Source organism: Variovorax sp. J22P240, from assembly GCF_030316855.1.
GTDB lineage: Bacteria > Pseudomonadota > Gammaproteobacteria > Burkholderiales > Burkholderiaceae_C > Variovorax.
Genome location: NZ_JASZYR010000001.1, coordinates 1,054,340 through 1,072,163 on the forward strand (window position 1 = coordinate 1,054,340; position 17,824 = coordinate 1,072,163).

The 17,824-nt window shown below is 67.6% G+C and carries 20 protein-coding genes; 10 read left to right on the forward strand and 10 right to left on the reverse strand.

What is annotated here, in order from left to right; genetic code table 11:
- Window positions 1–19: 19 nt before the first annotated feature.
- From QTI24_RS05065 to QTI24_RS05075, 3 genes are all read right to left on the reverse strand, one after another.
- On the reverse strand, window positions 20–1,225 hold the full coding sequence (locus QTI24_RS05065; protein ID WP_286598725.1) for an ABC transporter substrate-binding protein: 1,206 nt from the start codon (window positions 1,223–1,225) through the stop codon (window positions 20–22).
- Between the two features lie 23 nt (window positions 1,226–1,248).
- Window positions 1,249–2,040 (reverse strand): GntR family transcriptional regulator, encoded by a 792-nt coding sequence (locus QTI24_RS05070; RefSeq protein WP_286598727.1) that lies wholly within the window; start codon window positions 2,038–2,040, stop codon window positions 1,249–1,251.
- Window positions 2,041–2,142: 102 nt separating this feature from the next.
- Window positions 2,143–2,361: a hypothetical protein gene (locus QTI24_RS05075; protein ID WP_286598729.1), complete on the reverse strand. Its 219-nt coding sequence runs from the start codon at window positions 2,359–2,361 to the stop codon at window positions 2,143–2,145.
- A gap of 73 nt (window positions 2,362–2,434) precedes the next feature.
- Here QTI24_RS05075 and QTI24_RS05080 point away from each other — a divergent pair, with 73 nt between their 5' ends.
- The gene (locus tag QTI24_RS05080) at window positions 2,435–3,103 is read left to right on the forward strand and encodes a nitroreductase (protein WP_286598731.1); all 669 of its coding nucleotides are present in this window, start codon (window positions 2,435–2,437) and stop codon (window positions 3,101–3,103) included.
- A 9-nt stretch (window positions 3,104–3,112) separates the two neighbouring features.
- Here QTI24_RS05080 and QTI24_RS05085 read toward each other — a convergent pair whose 3' ends face one another.
- Window positions 3,113–3,949 carry a crotonase/enoyl-CoA hydratase family protein gene (locus QTI24_RS05085; RefSeq protein ID WP_286598733.1) on the reverse strand — a complete coding sequence of 279 codons (837 nt, stop codon included), beginning with the start codon at window positions 3,947–3,949 and terminating at the stop codon, window positions 3,113–3,115.
- Window positions 3,950–4,024: 75 nt separating this feature from the next.
- Here QTI24_RS05085 and QTI24_RS05090 point away from each other — a divergent pair, with 75 nt between their 5' ends.
- Together QTI24_RS05090 and QTI24_RS05095 are read left to right on the forward strand one after the other, a co-directional pair.
- The gene (locus QTI24_RS05090) at window positions 4,025–5,881 is read left to right on the forward strand and encodes a PhoX family protein (RefSeq protein ID WP_286598734.1); all 1,857 of its coding nucleotides are present in this window, start codon (window positions 4,025–4,027) and stop codon (window positions 5,879–5,881) included.
- Between the two features lie 25 nt (window positions 5,882–5,906).
- Window positions 5,907–6,305 (forward strand): DUF488 domain-containing protein, encoded by a 399-nt coding sequence (locus QTI24_RS05095; protein ID WP_286598736.1) that lies wholly within the window; start codon window positions 5,907–5,909, stop codon window positions 6,303–6,305.
- Window position 6,306: 1 nt separating this feature from the next.
- Here QTI24_RS05095 and QTI24_RS05100 read toward each other — a convergent pair whose 3' ends face one another.
- On the reverse strand, window positions 6,307–7,095 hold the full coding sequence (locus tag QTI24_RS05100) for an IclR family transcriptional regulator (protein WP_286598738.1): 789 nt from the start codon (window positions 7,093–7,095) through the stop codon (window positions 6,307–6,309).
- Between the two features lie 91 nt (window positions 7,096–7,186).
- Between QTI24_RS05100 and QTI24_RS05105 the strand changes: the two genes are divergently transcribed.
- Genes QTI24_RS05105 through QTI24_RS05125 form a run of 5 tightly spaced genes read left to right on the forward strand, consistent with a single transcriptional unit; the run spans window position 7,187 to window position 12,306 of the window.
- A complete protein-coding gene (locus tag QTI24_RS05105; RefSeq protein ID WP_286598740.1) occupies window positions 7,187–8,053 on the forward strand; it encodes an SDR family oxidoreductase in 867 nt (288 codons plus the stop codon).
- 34 nt (window positions 8,054–8,087) lie between these two features.
- The gene (locus QTI24_RS05110) at window positions 8,088–9,419 is read left to right on the forward strand and encodes a flavin-containing monooxygenase (protein WP_286598741.1); all 1,332 of its coding nucleotides are present in this window, start codon (window positions 8,088–8,090) and stop codon (window positions 9,417–9,419) included.
- Window positions 9,420–9,445: 26 nt separating this feature from the next.
- Complete coding sequence (locus QTI24_RS05115) at window positions 9,446–10,372, forward strand: bile acid:sodium symporter family protein (protein ID WP_286598742.1); 927 nt, start codon at window positions 9,446–9,448, stop codon at window positions 10,370–10,372.
- A 3-nt stretch (window positions 10,373–10,375) separates the two neighbouring features.
- Entirely contained in the window at window positions 10,376–11,380 is a 1,005-nt protein-coding gene (locus tag QTI24_RS05120) for an SDR family oxidoreductase (RefSeq protein ID WP_286598743.1), read from the forward strand.
- The gene (locus tag QTI24_RS05125) at window positions 11,377–12,306 is read left to right on the forward strand and encodes an EamA family transporter (protein WP_286598744.1); all 930 of its coding nucleotides are present in this window, start codon (window positions 11,377–11,379) and stop codon (window positions 12,304–12,306) included. Before QTI24_RS05120 ends, QTI24_RS05125 begins: the two co-directional genes overlap by 4 nt.
- 15 nt (window positions 12,307–12,321) lie before the next feature.
- On the opposite strand, the gene QTI24_RS05130 is transcribed toward QTI24_RS05125, so the two are convergent.
- Entirely contained in the window at window positions 12,322–13,224 is a 903-nt protein-coding gene (locus tag QTI24_RS05130; protein WP_286598745.1) for an SDR family oxidoreductase, read from the reverse strand.
- A gap of 104 nt (window positions 13,225–13,328) precedes the next feature.
- On the opposite strand from QTI24_RS05130, the gene QTI24_RS05135 reads away from it, so the two are divergent.
- The gene (locus tag QTI24_RS05135) at window positions 13,329–14,219 is read left to right on the forward strand and encodes a CoA transferase (RefSeq protein WP_286598746.1); all 891 of its coding nucleotides are present in this window, start codon (window positions 13,329–13,331) and stop codon (window positions 14,217–14,219) included.
- A 57-nt stretch (window positions 14,220–14,276) separates the two neighbouring features.
- On the opposite strand, the gene QTI24_RS05140 is transcribed toward QTI24_RS05135, so the two are convergent.
- Window positions 14,277–14,588, reverse strand: a complete 312-nt coding sequence (locus QTI24_RS05140; protein ID WP_286598747.1) for a hypothetical protein — start codon at window positions 14,586–14,588, stop codon at window positions 14,277–14,279.
- A 135-nt stretch (window positions 14,589–14,723) separates the two neighbouring features.
- Here QTI24_RS05140 and QTI24_RS05145 point away from each other — a divergent pair, with 135 nt between their 5' ends.
- Window positions 14,724–15,209 (forward strand): SixA phosphatase family protein, encoded by a 486-nt coding sequence (locus tag QTI24_RS05145; protein ID WP_286598749.1) that lies wholly within the window; start codon window positions 14,724–14,726, stop codon window positions 15,207–15,209.
- Window positions 15,210–15,216: 7 nt separating this feature from the next.
- Here QTI24_RS05145 and QTI24_RS05150 read toward each other — a convergent pair whose 3' ends face one another.
- Genes QTI24_RS05150 through QTI24_RS05160 form a run of 3 tightly spaced genes read right to left on the reverse strand, consistent with a single transcriptional unit; the run spans window position 15,217 to window position 17,806 of the window.
- On the reverse strand, window positions 15,217–15,774 hold the full coding sequence (locus QTI24_RS05150; RefSeq protein ID WP_286598752.1) for a histidine phosphatase family protein: 558 nt from the start codon (window positions 15,772–15,774) through the stop codon (window positions 15,217–15,219).
- Window positions 15,771–17,066: an NTP/NDP exchange transporter gene (locus QTI24_RS05155; protein ID WP_286598753.1), complete on the reverse strand. Its 1,296-nt coding sequence runs from the start codon at window positions 17,064–17,066 to the stop codon at window positions 15,771–15,773. The genes QTI24_RS05150 and QTI24_RS05155 overlap by 4 nt, the downstream gene beginning before the upstream one ends.
- Complete coding sequence (locus QTI24_RS05160) at window positions 17,063–17,806, reverse strand: NADPH-dependent F420 reductase (RefSeq protein WP_286598755.1); 744 nt, start codon at window positions 17,804–17,806, stop codon at window positions 17,063–17,065. Before QTI24_RS05160 ends, QTI24_RS05155 begins: the two co-directional genes overlap by 4 nt.
- Window positions 17,807–17,824: the final 18 nt, after the last annotated feature.

Sequence of the window (17,824 nt, forward strand, 5' to 3'; positions counted from 1 at the left end):
AGCGTGGGGGTTCATGACTTCAGGCGGACCGCAGTGGGAAGACCGGCTCGACCTCGCGGAAGTCGCGCGGAATGATCACCTTGATGTCGTTCTTCACCACCTGCGTCATCAGCGGCTGGGCACCCTCGTTCTGGCCGTTGACGAACTTCGTCGGGCCGTACGGCATGATGTGATTCGAGAAGGTGCTCTTCTCCAGCGCATCGATGATCGCGGCGCGATCGCTCGATTTCGCGCGCTCCAGCGCATCCGCCAGCAGCGCCATCGCCGTGTAGGTCATGAAGACCTCGTAGCTGAAGAACTGGCCCTTGGCCTCTACCCGCTTGCGCAGTTCCTGCGAGCGCTTGTCCTTCGGATTGAACCAGTGGTTGCAGTCGATGATGCCGTTGGCCGCGTCCGGGAACTCCTTCACGAACTTGTAGCTCGACGCCGCGCCGCCCAGCACCGAGAAGATGGCCTTCGGCTGCACCTTCTGCTGCTGCATCGTGCGCACCAGCAGTGCGTATTCGTTGTAATAGTTGGCCGGGATCACGATGTCCGGGTTGATGGACTTCATGCGCAGCACGATGTTGTTGAAGTCGCGCGTGGGGTTGGCGTGCTTCACCACCTCCTTCACCTCGAAGCCGTAGCCCGGCAGCTCGCGCGACAGCAGTTGCGCCGTGCCGGAGCCGAACAGCGACTCCTCGTGAATGATCATCACCGTCTTGGCCGGGCTGCCTGCGGCCTTGTTGAGCACGAGCAGGTTGGCCATCGCGACTTCGGTCGACTTCTTGTAGCCCGGCCCGAAGCGGAAGGTGTTCTTCAGACCGCGTTCCACGATCTGGTCGGCCACGCCGACGTCGACCACGTGCGGCAGGTTGTACTTGGCCGCAGCCTGCGTGGTCGCAAGACAGATCGCCGAAGCGAAAGCGCCGACGATGGCCGAGACACCGGCCTCATTCATCTTCTCGACCTCGGCCGCGCCGGCCTGCGGCTGCGACTGTGCATCGCCCAGCAGGGCTTCGAGCTTGGCCCCGCCCATGGACTTGATGCCGCCGGCCTGGTTGATGTCGTCGATCGCCATCTGCGCGCCGAGCCGGCACTGCTGCCCCGAATACGCGAGCGCACCGGTGACGGGATGCAGCACGCCGACCCGTACGGGCTTGGGCTGCGCACCCCCGACCAGCGGGAAGGCGATCGACGTGCCGATGGCGGCGGTCTGCGACAGGAAGCGGCGGCGATTCTCCATGGGGACTCCTCGGGGGTTGTTGATCAGATGAACTGGGCGGAAAGCTCTTTGTTGACCCACACCTTGGCGTCGATACCGCCCACGCGGGACAAGTGCATCTCGTAGGCATAGCGGTCGGGCCGGTACAGACCGTGCAGCCACTGCACCGGTCGCTCGTTGGCGTCGTAGACCAGGCGCCGCACGGCCAGCAGCGCGGAGCCGACCGAGACGTCGAGATGCTGCGCCAGCGTGGCATCGGCCAGCCGCGCGGTGATGGTCTGGTGCGCGCGCCCGACCTGCACGCCGGACTCCTCGAGCAGCACGAGGATCGGCTTGCGGGCCAGTTCACGCCGGCCGAACTTTCGCGCGACGTCGGCTGGAACGTAGGTGGTGATGTGGGAGAGCGGGCCTTCTCGCGTCGAACGTACGCGCACGGCCTTCTGCACCGCGTCGCCCGGCTGCAGTTGCAGCGCGCTGGCGACGCTGGCCGATGCGGTGACGGTCTGCACGTCGATCACCTTGACCGAGGTGCGCAGGCCCATGCTCACGAGGTTTTCGAGCAGGCCGCCGAGATTGGCGCGCTGCACGTCGCGGGCCCCCTGGCCGATGGAGGCCACAGGCGCACCGATGGGCCGTGTACCGCGGCCCGGCTCCCGCGAGATCAAGCCATCGGCGGCCATCTTCTCGAGCGCACGCCGCACGGTGACGCGGGCCACGCCGAACTCCTCCATCAGTGCGAACTCGCCGGGCAACCCGTCGGCAAAGCGCCCTTCAGCCAGTTGCTCGCACAGAAGCAGATAGATCTGGTGGTACTTCGGCAGCGGCATCTGGGACATGGGCCCCGATGGTCACGGCGTTCGGTTGTCCCGTCAATAGGACATTTACGGCTGCATCCCGCGCCCCGGAATGTCGCGGAAGCGCCCCGTTCAGGGGCGTCCCTATCGAAGGGGGAATCGCCGGAGCATGCTGTGTCCGAGCGAGGTGATCTCGGTGACCGTGGCCGGCGGCTGCTCGTAGCCGTCCAGGGTCCGCACGGGCCTGGGGATCACAGCCTTCACATGGCCGGCCATGTTCAGCACGCGCACGGCGTCGACTTGCGCACCGCCGGTGACGGCAACGGGCAGCACCTGCGCTGCCAAGCGATGGAGTAGGGTCATAGGCACCCCGGGAGTATGGCCCTTGGCGCCTTACAGCCTGCTTAAACTTGCCCCACCCACTTCGAGCCGTCTCATGCACATCCAGGAAGCCGTTGCCAGCCGCCATTCCATCCGCGCCTTCCTGCCGACGCCGGTCGATGGCGAGGCGATCCGCAAGGTGTTGACGATGGCTGCGCGCGCGCCGTCAGGGGGCAACCTGCAGCCGTGGCACATCGACGTGCTTGCGGGCGACGCCCTTGCCGGCCTGAAGTCCACCATGCGCGAGCGCCTTGCCGAGGGCGAGCCGGAGCCCACCGAGTACGACATCTACCCGCCCAACCTGCGCGCCCCCTGGCGCGACCGCCGGTTCCAGGTCGGCGAGGCGATGTATGCACGCCTGGGCATCCCTCGCGACGACAAGGCCGCGCGCCGCCGCTGGTTCGCGAACAACTACAGCTTCTTCGGCGCGCCGATGGCGCTGTTCTGCTCGGTCGACCGCACGATGGGTCCGCCGCAGTGGTCGGACCTGGGTATGTACCTGCAGACGGTGATGCTGCTGTTGCGCGGCGAAGGACTGGACAGTTGCCCACAGGAATGCTGGGCGCTCTACCCTGCCAGTGTAGGCAGCGCCATCGAGATGCCGCCCGAGCGCATGCTGTTTTGCGGCATGTCGATCGGTTATCGCGATCCCGAGCACCCGGTGAACGGACTCGTCAGCGACCGCGCGCCCACGCAAGAGTGGCTGAACTTTCGCGGCGTCTAGTGAAAGCGCTCAGCGCGCCAGCTGAGGATCACTGAACCGCGGCGCACGCTTTTCGATGTTGGCGCGCACGGCCTCGGTCTGATTGGCGCTCCCGATCAATGCCTTCTGTTCGATCGATTCCGCCAGCAGCAAGTCCGCCGCGCTGTGCCCCATGGCCGCGTTCAACAGTCGCTTGCCCGCACGGATCGCGTCGGGGCTCTTCTGCGCGATTTCGCGTGCTATCTCCAGCGCCTCGGCCAGGGGGTCGGTCGCCACGCGTGTGGCGAAGCCGATCGCCACCGCCTCCTCGCCCGAGAAGATGCGGCCGGTGAAAGTGAGTTCGCGCACCACATCGTTTCGCGCCAGTTCGCGCATCAGGACCATGCCGCCCATGTCGGGCACCAGTCCCCACTTGATTTCCATCACGGACATCTTCGTGCCAGGCGCGACCAGCCGCACATCGGCGCCCAGCGCCACCTGCAGTCCGCCGCCGAAGGCGACACCATGGACCGCGGCAATCACCGGCACGGGCACTTCGCGCCAGACCATCGCCACCTGCTGTGCGGCATTGGAGATGCCATGGGTACGCTCGAGGAGGTCACTGCCGGCGGAGCCGGACCCGATGACGCCGCTGCCGCTGCCCTGCCCCATGCGCTGGAAGGATTGCATGTCGAGCCCCGCGCAGAAGGCCTTGCCACGCCCGGCAAGCACCACGGCGCGCACGCTGGCGTCGTTGCAGAGCCGGGTGCCGGCGTCGATGAGGGCATCGAACATGGCAGGGTCCAGCGCATTCATCTTGTCGGCGCGTGCAAGGTGCAGTTCGACCACGCCGTCGGCGTGGCGGATCGATTCGATGCGTTCGTTCATTGCGTGTCTCCAGGGCTTTCGGGCAAGTATCGATGCTCGGCGATGATCGCGCTGTCGCCCACCCAACAACGCACGATGCCATTCGCCCGCCGCCAGTTTCTCCAGTCCGGTGCCGCTGCCGCGGTCGTTGCGTTCCTGGGCGAAGGCTGTGCCCTGCCCCGTGCTGCCGACGGTCGACTCGGCTTCACCCCTGTGCCCGCCACACTGCACGACGGCGTCACGGTACCGCCCGAATACGAGGCGCAGGTGCTCTACCCCTGGGGCGCGCCGACGGGCATCGCCTCGTCCATGCCGACTTTCTCGCCCGATGCATCGAACAGCGCGGCCGACCAGGCGGTTCAGGCCGGCATGCACCACGACGGGATGCACTTCTTCGCGCTGGACGGGCGCACCGATCGCGGGCTGCTCGTGATGAACCACGAGTACACCGACGAGCGCTTGCTCCATGCGCAAGGCATGACGCCGTGGACCGAGGAGAAGACCCGCAAGTCGCTGCATGCAATGGGCGTGTCGGTGATCGAAGTCGAGTTGACGAACGGCGGATGGAGTCAGGTGCTCCCTTCGCGCTACGCCCGCCGCGTGCACGGCGCCACCGCGATGCGCATCGCCGGTCCGGCAGCCGGCAGGCCGTTGATGCGAACGGCGGCCAACCCCGGCGGCGACCGCGTGTTCGGCACCTTCGCCAATTGCGCGATGGGCGTCACGCCCTGGGGCACCTACCTGAGTTGCGAGGAGAACTTCCACGGCTATTTCGGCGGCCCCAAGGAGGCCGCGCCCCGCGCCACGCCCGCACAGCGCCGCTACGGCACGGTGAGCGGATCGCAATGGCTGGACTACTGGCGCTTCGACGAACGCTTCGACCTCTCGAAGCATCCCAACGAAGCCCATCGTTTCGGCTGGGTGATCGAGATCGATCCCTTCGACCCCGGCTCCGTGCCCGTCAAGCGCACCGCCCTCGGTCGAAAGCGCCAGGAGAGCGCCACCTGCACGCAGACCCGCGACGGCCGGCTCGCGGTGTACATGGGCGACGACTCCGCTTTCGAATACATCTACAAGTTCGTGAGCCGCGACAAGGTCCACCCGGGCAATGACGCGGCGGCCCGCGCGGCCAATCGCAACCTGCTCGACGAGGGCACGCTGTACGTTGCGCGCTACGACGCGGACGGCCGCGGCCAATGGCTCGAACTCAGGCACGGGCGCAATGGCGTCGATGCGGCCAGCGGCTTCGCGGACCAGGCCGAGGTGCTGATCCACGCGCGCCTGGCCGGCGACGTCGTGGGCGCCACGAAGATGGACCGGCCCGAATGGATCGCCGTGCATCCCGAAAGCGGCGAGGTGTACGTCACGCTTACCCACAACACCCAGCGCGGCGCGCCCGGCAAGCCCGCGGCCGATGCGGCGAATCCGCGAGCGAACAACCTCTTCGGCGGCATCCTCCGCTGGAGCGAAAGCGGACAGGACGCCGCCAGTACCACCTTCACGTGGGACCACTTCGCGCTCGCGGGCGATCCCCAATGGCCCGGCGCAGACACGCGCTACCCCAGCGCCGACGCCGACGCCTTCGGCAACCCCGACGGCCTGCGTTTCGACAGCGGCGGCTTGCTGTGGATCCAGACCGACATGGCCGGCCCGGCCATCGGCAAGGGACCGATGGCTGCGCTCGGCAACAACCAGATGCTCTGCGCCGATCCGGCCAGCGGTCGCATCAGGCGCTTTCTCGTCGGCCCCAATGGTTGCGAGATCACGGGATGCACCGTCACACCGGACCGCCGCAGCCTGTTCGTCAACATCCAGCATCCCGGCGAGACGCGCGAAGACGGCAGCGGCACGGCCAACAGCGCCTGGCCTGACGGCACCGTGGCCGGCAGCGCGCGCCCGAGGTCGGCCACCGTGGCCGTGCGTCGACGCGATGGCGGTATCGTCGGAAGCTGACCAGCCCATCGAGGAGGAAACAACAATGGCCATCCGTATCGTCCGGCTCGGCAGCGACCGCGCACCCGGCGAAGGCTTGCGCATCGGCACCGTGCGGCGACCGCCGCGCGGCGTGCCCAAGACCGAATTCGCCTCGCAGAACTGGTACGACGTCTGGTACCCGAACCTCGCCCCCTCGGTCGAGACGATGAAGATGGCCCAGGCAGCCCAGGCCTCCGGCGTGCCTGCCCAGTGGACAGCTTTCGGCCGCAAGTACCGAAGCGAAATGGCCGAGGCCGACGCCAGTCGCAGCCTGGATCTGCTGGCGGCGCTGTCGCACCAGAGCGCGCTGTCGGTCGGCTGCTATTGCGAGGACGAGTCGCGCTGCCACCGGTCCTTCCTGCGCGCGCTGCTGGCAGAGCGCGGCGCGGACATTGCCTACTGAATCAGCGCATCGCCCGGGCGATGCCCTGCGCGGCGGTGCGCAACTTGTCGAGTTGCTGCAACGCATCCGGCAACGGCATGCGCACGGCAGGCGCCTGCAGCGCGACAGCGCATCGCACCGGGCCGTGCGGCTCGTCGCGAACCGGCACCGCGACACACACGAGGCCTTCGATGAACTCCTCGGCATCGACCGAATGGCCGTCGTGGTGGATGCGCTCGATCTCGGCCTCGAGCGCTTCGCGTGAGCACAGCGTGTGGGGCGTGTGGCGCTCGTACCGGAGCCCGTCGAGCAGCCGCTCTCGCTGGGCCCGCGGCAGATGGGCCAGGAACAGCTTGCCGCTGGCCGAGCAATGCAGCGGCACGCGCGAGCCAGGACCCAGTTCCAGCCGCAGCGGAAACGCTGTCTCCACACGGTCGAGGTAGATCACCTCGGCGCCCGACAGCGCCGTGAGATTGCAGGTCTCGCCCACGTCCGCCACCAGTTGGCGCAACACCGCGTGGCGCACGCCAGTCGCGGTGCTGCCGCGCAGCACCGTTTCCGCGAACTGCATGAGACGCGGCGTGGTCGCGTAGCGACGCCCGTCGCCGCCGCGCGCCAGAAGACCGCCGGCCTCCAGTTGCTGGAGCATGCGGTGCACCGACGGCTTGGGCTGGCCGCTGGTTCGCACGATTTCGACGAGTGTCTGAGGCTCGGGCGCAGCGACGACGTGCTCCAGCAACTGGAAGAGGCGCAAGCCGGGCGTCAGGGCCGGATCAGCATCTTCTTGCAGATCTGAGGAGCGATAATTCATAAGAAAATCTCTGAAATCGAGACTAATAAGAGAATATTTTCGAGATTTTGCCGCGATTTCGCTAAGCTGCACACCCCAAACAAACGATTCCATGACTTTTCGTCTCGACAACCTCGTCATCACCGGCGCCTGCGGCGGCCTCGGCCGCGCCTTGGCTGCCGAGGCGCTGGCGCGGGGTTCGAAGGTCGCGCTTGCCGGCTTGGACACTGCGGCACTCCGCGCCATGGCCGCATCGGCCCCAGGTCGCACGTCGGTCTACACGCCGGACGTGAGCGACGCCGCCGCGATGCAATCGATGGCTCAGGACTGGATGTCGCGCCACGGCGTGCCCGACGCGGTGATCGCCAACGCGGGCGTCGCGGGCGGGTATGACACGGCCCAGGCCGCGGACCTGACGGTGTTCCGCCGCATCCTCGAAATCAACTTGCTTGGGGTCGCCACCACCTTCCAGCCGTTCGTCGCGCCGATGCGCGATCGCGGCCAAGGAACGCTCGCGGGCATCGCGAGCCTGGCCGGCCGGCGCGGACTGCCCGGCAATGGCGCCTACTGCGCCAGCAAGGCCGGCTTGATCCGCTACCTCGAAAGCCTGCGCGCCGAGCTGCGCCCGAGCGGCGTGCATGTGTGCACCGTCAGCCCGGGCTACCTGCGCACGCCGCTGACGGCCGGCAACCGCTTCGCCATGCCGGGCCTGATGGCACCACAAGACGCTGCCATCGCCATCCTGCACGCGCTGTCCCATGGCCGCGAGCAACTCGTGCTGCCGCGCCGCCTCGGCTGGCTGTCGAATGCGCTCGGCCTGCTGCCTGCCGCCTGGCATGACGCCCTGCTGCTGCGGCAACCACGCAAGCCGCGCGCCGGCGAACCGGGCGCTACGCCCATTCCCGGGCTGCCGGTGACGGAGGCCGCCGGCCCCGCCGCCGACGCCCCTGCGCCCATCCCCGAAGCCGCCACGCGCTGAGCGGCGGTTCCCCTGTGAGTCGGAGTTTCCTTTCGTGAGCCAACCTGTGCCCGCCCCCGTGCCTACCCACCAGCAAATCGCCCTGATCGGCGCCGGCCCGTCGGGGCTTGCCGGCGCACGCAATCTGCAGAAGCTCGGCATCCCTTTCCAGGGCTTCGAGGCCTACGAAGACGTCGGGGGGCTGTGGAACATCGGCAATCCGCGCAGCACGGTGTACCAATCGGCCCACCTGATCTCGTCCAAGCGGACGACGGAGTTCGCCGAGTTTCCGATGGCAGACGAGGTGGCCGACTATCCGAGCCACGCCGAGCTGCGCCGCTATTTCAGCGACTTCGCGGACCACTTCGATCTGCGCCGGCACTTCCGCTTCGCAACGAGAGTGCTGCGCGTGGAGCCCGTGACGGAGAACGCCGCGACCCTGTGGCGCGTGAGCGTCGACACTGGCGGTGGCCGCATCGAGACGGCCGACTACAAGGGCGTGATCATCGCCAACGGCACTTTGTCCGAGCCGAGCATGCCGCGCTTCGAAGGCCGCTTCAACGGCGAGCTGCGGCACACCTCCGCCTACAAGCATGCGAGCCTTTTCCAGGACAAGCGCGTGCTCGTGGTCGGCGCCGGCAACAGCGGCTGCGACATCGCGGTCGATGCCGTGCACTACGCGAAGAGCGTCGATATCTCGGTGCGCCGCGGCTACTACTTCGTGCCCAAGTACATCTTCGGCAAGCCGGCCGACACGCTCGGCGGCAAGCGGCCGCTGCCCGCGTGGATCAAGCAGCGGCTCGATGCCAAGGTGCTGCAATGGTTCACCGGCGACCCCGTGCGCTTCGGCTTCCCCAAGCCGGACTACCGCATGTACGAATCGCATCCGGTCGTGAATTCACTGGTGCTGCATCACATCGGCCACGGCGACATCGGCGTGCGCGCCGACATCGCGCGGCTGGACGGCGACACCGTGCATTTCAAGGACGGTACCTCCCGCGACTACGACCTCATCCTCTGTGCAACGGGCTACAAGCTGCACTACCCCTTCATCGACCGCACCTGGCTCAACTGGCAGGGCATGGCGCCGAAGCTCTACCTGAACATCTTCGCCCCGGGCTTCGACAACCTGGCCGTGCTCGGGATGATCGAGGCCAGCGGCATCGGCTGGCAGGGCCGCTACGAGCAGGCCGAACTGGTCGCACGCTACTTCAAGGCGCAGTCACAGGGCCGGCCGCAGGCGGCGGCGCTCAGGGAAGCCAAGGCGGGCCCGACGCCCGATCTCTCCGGCGGCTATAAGTACCTGAAGCTGGAGCGGATGGCCTACTACGTCAACAAGGACAGCTACCGTCGCGCCGTGCGCGAAGCGTCCGCCGCGCTGGCCTGAACAACGCAGCCACAAAGAAACGTCTCATGCTCCCGCTTCCCGTCGACGAGATTCGCCTCAACTTCAATCCGGCATCGCTGGTCCTGCTCAATGCGGTGCTCGGCTTCCTGATGTTCGGCATTGCGCTGGACACGCGCATCGAGGACTTCAAGCGCGTGATGCGCATGCCGGTGGCAATGGCGGTCGGCATCGCCGCGCAGTTCATCGTGCTGCCTGCCGTCACCTTCGGGCTCACGCTGGTGCTGCAGCCGGCGCCGAGCATCGCGCTGGGGATGATCCTCGTCGCGTGCTGCCCGCCGGGCAACGTGTCGAACATCCTCACGCACCGTGCGGGGGGCAACGTGGCGCTGTCGGTGTCGATGACGGCGATCTCGAACCTCATCTCGATCGTCGTGATGCCGCTCAACTTCGCGTTCTGGGGCGGCATTCATCCGACGGCGGCACCGCTGCTCAAGACCATCGCGCTCAATCCGGGCGAAATGGTGATGCACATCGTGGCGATCATCGGTGCGCCCTTCGTCATCGGGCTTGCTTTCTCGCACTACCTGCCTGCGCTCACGAATCGCATCAAGAGGCCGGCGCGCATCCTGAGCTTCGTCTGCCTGATCGGATTCATCCTGGCGGCGATCGCAGGCAACTGGCGCTACTTCCTCGACTACGTGAGCCTCGTGCTGCTCGCCGTGGTGCTGCACGACGCGCTGGCCTTTGCCACCGGCTACGCCTGCGCGACCGCAACGGGGCTGGCGGAATACGACCGGCGCGCAGTCAGCTTCGAGGTCGGCATCCGCAACGCGGGCCTCGGCCTAGTGCTGATCTTCAGTTTCTTCGGCGGGCTCGGCGGCATGGCGGTCGTCGCCGGCGTCTGGGGCTTCTGGGACATCGTCGCGGGCCTCGGGCTCGCCGCATGGTGGGCGCGCCGCCCCCTTTCCTCACCGGCCGCGCGTTCGGCCTGAATCATGGATGTTTCCCTGCCCTTCGCGGCGCGCCGGGTGCTCGTCACCGGCGCCGACGGTTTTCTCGGCCGCACGGTGGTGGCTGCTCTGGCCCAGTTGCCCGATCTCGATTGCGTGGTGGCGCTGGACGTCCGTGACGTACCCGCCTCCCGCCGCGTGCACGGCGTAACTTATGCCGTGCAGGACGTGCGCGCACCGGAGCTGCGCACGACACTGGCCGAACACGCCATCGACTCGGTCGTCCACCTCGCCTCGATCGTGACGCCGGGGCCCGGCAGCACGCGCGCGTTCGAATATTCGGTGGACGTCCTCGGCACACGCAACGTGCTCGAGGTCTGCGTTGCGCAAGGCGTGCAGCACATCGTGGTGTCGTCGAGCGGCGCGGCCTATGGCTACCACGCCGACAACCCGCCGTGGATCGACGAGAACGACGCATTGCGCGGCAACCAGGCCTTTGCCTACGCGCATCACAAACGGCTCGTCGAGGAAATGCTCGCCGACTACCGCACCTCGCATCCTGTGCTGCGCCAGACGGTGTTGCGCATCGGCACCATCCTCGGCAGCAACGTGCACAACCAGATCACGGCGCTCTTCGACAAGCCTCGCATCCTGGCGATCCGCGGCAGCGACAGCCCTTTCGTCTTCATCTGGGACGAGGATGTGACAGGCTGCGTCATCCACGCGATCACCACCGGGCGCGACGGCTGCTTCAACGTCGCAGGCGACGGCGCGCTCACGCTGTCGCAGATCGCCGCGATCCTTCGCAAGCCGATGCTGGTGCTGCCGGCATCGCTTCTGAGATTGGCCCTCGCGATCGGATCGCGACTCGGAATCAGCCGCTATGGGCCCGAGCAGCTCGATTTCCTGCGTTATCGGCCGGTACTGTCCAACGCCCGGCTGAAGTCGGAGTTCGGCTACGTGCCGCGCAAGACCAGCCTGGAAGCCTTCCTCGCTTTCAAGGCCGCGCGCTGTGGCCGGGCTTCGCGACCCGGTCAGGTCCTCGCATGACGGCGCCGACCAGCCTCAGCCGGGCCGACTTCGGCCGCGCCATGAGCGTCGTGCTGATCTGGGGCCTGAACTTCGTCGTCATGAAGCTGGGCCTGCGCGACCTGAGCCCGATGCTGCTCGGCGCCCTGCGATTCGCCGCGGCCGCCTTGCCGCTGATCCTCTTCGTGCGCCGGCCGGCGCTGCCCTGGCGCTTTCTCGCGGCCTACGGGCTCGCACAGGGCCTGGGTCAGTTCGGGCTGCTCTTCCTCGGCTTGCAACTCGGCATGACGGCGGGCATGGCATCGGTCGTGATGCAGACGCAGGCCTTCTTCACCCTGCTGTTGGCGGCGCCGCTCCTGGGCGAACGGGCGCGCCCGACCCAGTGGCTCGGCCTCTCCGTGGCGCTCGCCGGCCTGGTCGTGATCGCCATGGCGCACGGCGACGGGCCAGGGCAGATGACGCTGATCGGCTTCGTGCTCACGCTGTCGGCCGCCTTCATGTGGGCCTCCTCCAACATCGTGGTGCGCTTCGCTGTGCGCACGGCGCCGGCCTACGACCCTTTAGGCTTCATCGTGTGGAGCAGCCTGTTTCCGATCATTCCCTTCACCCTGTTCGCGCTGGCGCTCGATGGACCTGCGAAGGTGATGCATCAGCTCGCCGGGCTGGACCAGCGCGCTGTGTCGGCGGTGCTCTTCCTCGCGTGGTTCGCGACACTGCTCGCCTACACGCTGTGGACCCGCCTGCTTCAGCGCCATCCCGCGGGCCGCGTGGTGCCCTTCTCGCTGCTCGTGCCGGTCGTCGGGCTGGCCGCGGCGGCGGTGTGCTTCGGCGAACGGCCGAGCCCGGCGCAGTGGGTCGGCACTGCGGCAGTGCTGCTCGGGCTGGTGATCAACCAGGGCCTCGCTACGCGCGCGGTGGCGTGGCTGCGGGCGCCGCAGAGCGTCTGAGGCTCTCGCAAGGCGCTAGCGCTGCGCCTTGTCCTTCTGGTTCTGCGCCTCGATGCGCTCGCGCGCGGCCAGCCAGTCGGCATCGCTCCACTGCCGCAGCTCGTAGAAGTTGCCACCGGTCGCGAGCGCCCCGGCACCATCCATCATGATGCTCTGGCCCGTAAGCCAATCGCACTGGCCGCGCGCCATCAGGAAGGCGGCCAGGTTCTGCAGCTCGCTCATCATTCCGGTGCGCGCCATCGGGTTCAGCGCCTTGCTGCGTGCGCCGGGCTCCTCGCCCGGGTTCAGGCGCTTGCTCATGCCTTCGGTCGGAATCTCGCCAGGGCCGACCGCGTTGAGCCGGATGCCGAAACGAGCCCACTCGACCGCGAGCGACTTGGTCATCACCTCGATGCCCGCCTTGCTCATGGCCGATGGCACCACATAGGGGCTGCCGTTGTCGACCCAGGTCACGATGATGCTCATCACGCTGCGGTACGGATCGCCGGCCTTCCACTTTCCTTCCTTGGCCTCCGCGACCCAGCGCTTTCCGACCGCCTGCGTGACGTAGAAGCTGCCGTGGAAGACGATGTTGGCAACCGCATCGAAGGCGCGCGGCGACAGGGCCTCCGTCGGCGAGACGAAGTTGCCCGCCGCGTTGTTGATGAGCCCCGTCAGCCCGCCCGACTGCCAGAGGCTCTCGACCATTTCATCCACCGCCTGCGCGTTTCGGATGTCGACGCCGAAGGTGTCGATGCGCCGCTCCGGAAACTGCTTGCGCCATTCGGCGGCGGTGTCCTCGCAGACGCTCTGCCGGCGGCCGCAGATCGCGACATCTGCGCCCAGGCCGAGGAAGCGTTCGGCCATCGCGCGGCCGAGGCCGGTGCCGCCGCCCGTCACGAGGATGCGCTGGCCGGCCATGAGATCGGTTTGGAACATGAGGGTCTCCTTGTCTTGGTGTGGAACAGGCTTTGCAAGCCGCATCGTAGAGCGCCAGACGCAAGCCGGTAAGCTCCCAAGGTGACACGACAAGGATCCGACCCATGCCGACCACCACTTCAGCCCCTGCTTCCGACACCGCATTCGCACCGCTGGCCGGTGTCCGCGTGCTGAGCCTGGCGCTCAATCTGCCCGGGCCTGCCGCACTGATGCGCTGTCGCGCCATGGGCGCCACGTGCACCAAGCTCGAGCCGCCGTCGGGCGACCCGATGGGCCACTACAACCGGACCGCCTACGCCGCGCTGCACGAGGGCGTGAAGGTCGAGGTCGCCGACCTCAAGACCGAGGCCGGGCAGCAGCATCTGCATCGCGTGCTCGAAGAGACCGACGTGCTGCTGACCTCCTTCAGGCCGTCGGCGCTCGCCAAGCTGGGCCTGGGTTGGGAGGCGCTGCGTGCGCGGCATCCAATGCTTTCGCAGGTCGCCATCGTCGGCGCGCCTGCCGAGCGCGCCGAGGAGCCTGGCCACGACCTGACCTATCTCGCCGAGAGCGGGCTGATCACCGGCACGGAACTGCCACCCACGCTGTACGCCGACATGGGCGGCGCGCTGCTCGCGAGCGAAGCGGTGTTGACAGCGGCGCTGCGCAACACCGCGGCCAACGCAACGGGCATCTACCTGGAGATCGCGCTCAATGCCGCCGCCGACTGGCTGGCGCTGCCGCGCACCTGGGGCCTGACGACGCCCACGGGCGCGGTCGGCGGCGCCCATGCGGGCTACCGCGTCTACCCCTGCGTCGATGGACGCGTGGCGGTCGCCGCGCTGGAGCCGCACTTCGCGACCCGCCTGTGCGAGATGGCGGGCCTTGCATCGACGGACATGGCCGCCGCCGAAACCCATGAGGCGATCGCGCGCTGGATCGGCACCCGCACGCGCGCTCAACTCGACACGATGGCCCGCGAACGGGACGTGCCGCTGCTCACCCTCGAAACGTGATGAGCGGCTCCTCCTGCGCGGGCACGGTGGACCTGGACGTGGGAAGGGTATGGGCCGCTAGCCCCACGTTGGAAGGCTCCTCAAGGCATCGTTCGGTCGGCCGACAATATCGACGCCGGTGATGCCGCTGCCACCGGGCAAGAGTTCAACGTCGCAGACGATTTCCCAGTCATGGCTTTCGGTGCGCCGGGCAAGGCAGACCTCCTCGCCGGCAGCAAGGAGACCGACGCAATCCCCGATGCTGATCCGTTGGACCGCGCCAAGCGCGAATTCGGTCGAGCCGAACTCCTTTTCCACGACCGCATGAATGGCCACGAGATCGATCTTGTCGCCGCTGCAGTGAACAGCAGTAATTGCATGCTGGGCCATTACGCTACCTCCGTTCGTGGAACGCCTAGTATGGCTGCGGCGGCCGTCCGTGTCAGTCTGCCTACTGAAGACGTGGATACGACACTCCGCCATCCCTCATGGAGAGGTAGAGTCGGGCGAGAAGGGAAGCTGATCGTGAAAACACTGTTCCTGGTACGGCATGCCAAATCGAGTCGCGACGATCCGTCCTTGTCCGACCGGGAGCGATCCCTGGACGATCGAGGCCGGCAGGATGCGCCCACGATGGGCAAGCGCCTCGGCAAGCGTGGAGTGAAGCCCGATCTGCTCGTGTCGAGCCCGGCGCGGCGAGCGCTGACGACGGCGCAGCTCATCGCGGACGAGATCGGCTGCCAACGCAAGGACATCGTCGTCAATGAACGGCTCTACGCAAGCAGCCCTGACGACCTGCTTGCCGTCGTCCGCGCGCTGGATGACAGGCTCGACGGCGTGATGCTCTTCGGTCACAACCCCGAGTTCACCCACCTCGCGCACCGGCTGTCGAGCAAGATCGTCGACATGCCCACATGCGCCGTCGCCGAGTTCCACTTCGACACCAGGGCGTGGGCGGCTGTCGGCGAGACGGACCCGGTGAAGGTCAAGCTGGATGCGCCGAAGAAGTAGATCGGCTTCAACCGAAGTCGCTGCGGCCCAGCACCCTGCCCTCCGGCCCGACGATCACGGCTTCGCCCATCGCAACCGATTCGCCGGTGAAAGCACCGATGTTCACCTGATGGGTGACCCAGACCTCGAAAGCGCCTGCCGGAATGCGCGTCAGCGCATCCAGCAACACCTGCCGTCGCCCTCCCGCGTCGGCCGAACGGCCAAAGGTCGAGTCGAGCGGGGCCCAATGCACGTGAGTGCCGAATGCGAGGTCCGCCGTATCCCTGCATCGACACCATGCGCTCGATCGCACCGCCGTCGGCTTGAGTGCGCGGGCCTTGAACCATTCGCCTGCTGCGCTGGCCTGCGTGCGCCCCTCCATGCTCAGGTTGCGCTGACTGCTGCACACGCCGAGCCTGAACCCCGGCGGGTCTCCGACGCCGGGCGTGGTCTGGGCATGTCGCCAGAGCACCACGCAGCCCCCGGCACGAATCTGCGCAGCCACCGCATCGTCCGCTGACAGTGCGCGGGCGCTGGCGAGCGCGAATGCCAGCACGGAAAAGCTTCGCCGGGTGATGTATGTCACGTCGGTTCTCCTTGCACGGTGGGGGCATCGTCCAGAGCGGCACGTCGCTCCTGCATGCGCCCCAGCGTCGCCGACAGGATGAGCCACGCGAGCACCACCGGCACCGCGCACAACGCGATCGCGCCAATCTTGAGTCCGGCAGCGTGCAGCACGTCGTAGACCCACCCGTAGAGCGCATCGGAGCCCCGGTAGACGACGACGTCGATCAGGTTCTTGGCCTTGTATTTCTCCTCGCGCCCGACGACGGTGAAGAACACCTGCCGCGCCGGATTGGCAATGGCGAAGTTCATCCATCGCTGAGCGACCTGGAAGACGACGATCACCGCCAGGGTTGGCGTCATCGCCAGCGCGAAAAAGCCGATGACATAGACCGCCGGCAGCGCACCCGCCGCCACGCCGGTGCCGAAGCGTTGGAGAAACCGGCCGGTGGCAAACACCTGCGTCGCCAGCGTGAGCAGCCCCACGGCCAGGTCGATGCTCGCGAACACCCGCGTTTGCGCCCCGGCGCCCTGCACGGTGGCGGATACCACGTTCGCCTGCGCGAAGTAGAGCATCGTGGCGCCGAAGGACAGCAGGCTCACCCACGCGGCAACGCCGATCAGGTAGGGCGAGCGGAACAGGCCCCACAACCCGGCAAGGGCGCTGCCGCCCACACGAGACGCGTCGTGCCGGTGGCCCGGGTTCACGCCCGCGCTGCGTTCCAGCCGATGCGCGCAGAACACCGCGATCTCTAGAAACACGATGGCCGCGATCAGCAGGTTGTGCGGCCCCAGCGGCACCGACAGCGCGATGGTGATGGCAGGCCCCAGCAGCGCGCCCGCCGTTCCACCCGCACCGATGAAGCCGAACAGGCGCTTGCCCTGCTCGCTCGTGAAGAGATCGGCCATGAAGGACCAGAACACCGCGACCGCGAACAGGTTGAAGACGCTGACCCACACGAAGAACACGCGCGCCACGATCACCGGCTCGACATCGAGCGCCAGCAGCACCCAGAACACCGCGAGGTTGGCGACGAAGAAGTGATAGACGATGGGGATGAACCTGGCGCGCGGCAGCCGCGCCACCAGCATGCCGTAGAGCGGCTGCGCGACCAGCAGCGTCACGAAAGTGGCAGTGAAGAGCCAGGGCAGCGCCCGCGTGCCGCCGGCGATGCCCATCTGGTCACGCAGTGGCCGCAGCACGTAGTAACCCGCCAGCAGCGCGAAGAAGTAGCCGAAGGACCAAAGCGCCGCCGCCGACTCCTGCGGCGTGGCCGGAACTGCACGTCGCAGCCAGCGCTCGGCCGCCGTCATGGCGCCAGCGACAGCTTCTGTCTGAGCTCCGCCGCGCTCACCGACTGGCCGTAGCCCGGCCCGCCGCGCTGGAATCGCCGTGCGTCGGCCAGCTTTCCGACGACCACGGGATCGAACCCGGCATGGCGCACGAGCCCTGCCGCCACCTTGACGGCTTCCGGATCGTCGCCGGCGATGGGGATGGCCAATCTCGGCTCGGGCCGGTTGGCCTCGCGCGCGAAGATCGTGTACGACATGGTGTTGAAGGCCCGCACCAGCCGCGCACCCGCCAGGTACTTCTGCGAGACGACACCGATGCCCTCCTGCTCCACCTCGTCGGCCACGCTGCCGTCGCGCGAGGCGACGGCGTTGCAGGCGTCGAGCAGGACCTTGCCCTTGAGCGCGCTGCCGTAGTCCTTGCCGATCTGCGGCAGCGCACCATAGGGCACGGCGATAAAGAGCGCGTCGCCGAAAGCAATGGCCTGCGCCACCGTGCCGGCGCTGGCAAGCGGACCCAGCCCCGAGACCAGGTCCTTGAGTTCTTCGGGGTGGCGCGACGAGAACATCACCGGATGGCCGGCCTTGACCCAGAGCCCGCCGATGGTGCCGCCGATGCGGCCGGCGCCGATCACGCCGATGCGCGAACCGGTGCCTGCCTGCGCCTGCGCGCGCTCCGGCTTCAGCGCCGCGATGACGGCCCATGCGCCACTCGCCGCGAGCAGGCTGCGGCGGGTGCGATCGAGGGATGGATGTTGCGGCATCGAAACCTCCTGCGTTCG

Coding starts and splice junctions, on each gene's coding strand:
- QTI24_RS05115 (WP_286598742.1), top strand. CDS start 9,446: ATGCTCCCGCTTCCCGTCGACGAGATTCGCCTCAACTTCAATCCGGCA.
- QTI24_RS05070 (WP_286598727.1), bottom strand. CDS start 2,040: ATGTCCCAGATGCCGCTGCCGAAGTACCACCAGATCTATCTGCTTCTG.
- QTI24_RS05125 (WP_286598744.1), top strand. CDS start 11,377: ATGACGGCGCCGACCAGCCTCAGCCGGGCCGACTTCGGCCGCGCCATG.
- QTI24_RS05080 (WP_286598731.1), top strand. CDS start 2,435: ATGCACATCCAGGAAGCCGTTGCCAGCCGCCATTCCATCCGCGCCTTC.
- QTI24_RS05140 (WP_286598747.1), bottom strand. CDS start 14,588: ATGGCCCAGCATGCAATTACTGCTGTTCACTGCAGCGGCGACAAGATC.
- QTI24_RS05160 (WP_286598755.1), bottom strand. CDS start 17,806: ATGCCGCAACATCCATCCCTCGATCGCACCCGCCGCAGCCTGCTCGCG.
- QTI24_RS05120 (WP_286598743.1), top strand. CDS start 10,376: ATGGATGTTTCCCTGCCCTTCGCGGCGCGCCGGGTGCTCGTCACCGGC.
- QTI24_RS05130 (WP_286598745.1), bottom strand. CDS start 13,224: ATGTTCCAAACCGATCTCATGGCCGGCCAGCGCATCCTCGTGACGGGC.
- QTI24_RS05135 (WP_286598746.1), top strand. CDS start 13,329: ATGCCGACCACCACTTCAGCCCCTGCTTCCGACACCGCATTCGCACCG.
- QTI24_RS05155 (WP_286598753.1), bottom strand. CDS start 17,066: ATGACGGCGGCCGAGCGCTGGCTGCGACGTGCAGTTCCGGCCACGCCG.
- QTI24_RS05075 (WP_286598729.1), bottom strand. CDS start 2,361: ATGACCCTACTCCATCGCTTGGCAGCGCAGGTGCTGCCCGTTGCCGTC.
- QTI24_RS05095 (WP_286598736.1), top strand. CDS start 5,907: ATGGCCATCCGTATCGTCCGGCTCGGCAGCGACCGCGCACCCGGCGAA.
- QTI24_RS05065 (WP_286598725.1), bottom strand. CDS start 1,225: ATGGAGAATCGCCGCCGCTTCCTGTCGCAGACCGCCGCCATCGGCACG.
- QTI24_RS05105 (WP_286598740.1), top strand. CDS start 7,187: ATGACTTTTCGTCTCGACAACCTCGTCATCACCGGCGCCTGCGGCGGC.
- QTI24_RS05085 (WP_286598733.1), bottom strand. CDS start 3,949: ATGAACGAACGCATCGAATCGATCCGCCACGCCGACGGCGTGGTCGAA.
- QTI24_RS05100 (WP_286598738.1), bottom strand. CDS start 7,095: ATGAATTATCGCTCCTCAGATCTGCAAGAAGATGCTGATCCGGCCCTG.
- QTI24_RS05090 (WP_286598734.1), top strand. CDS start 4,025: ATGCCATTCGCCCGCCGCCAGTTTCTCCAGTCCGGTGCCGCTGCCGCG.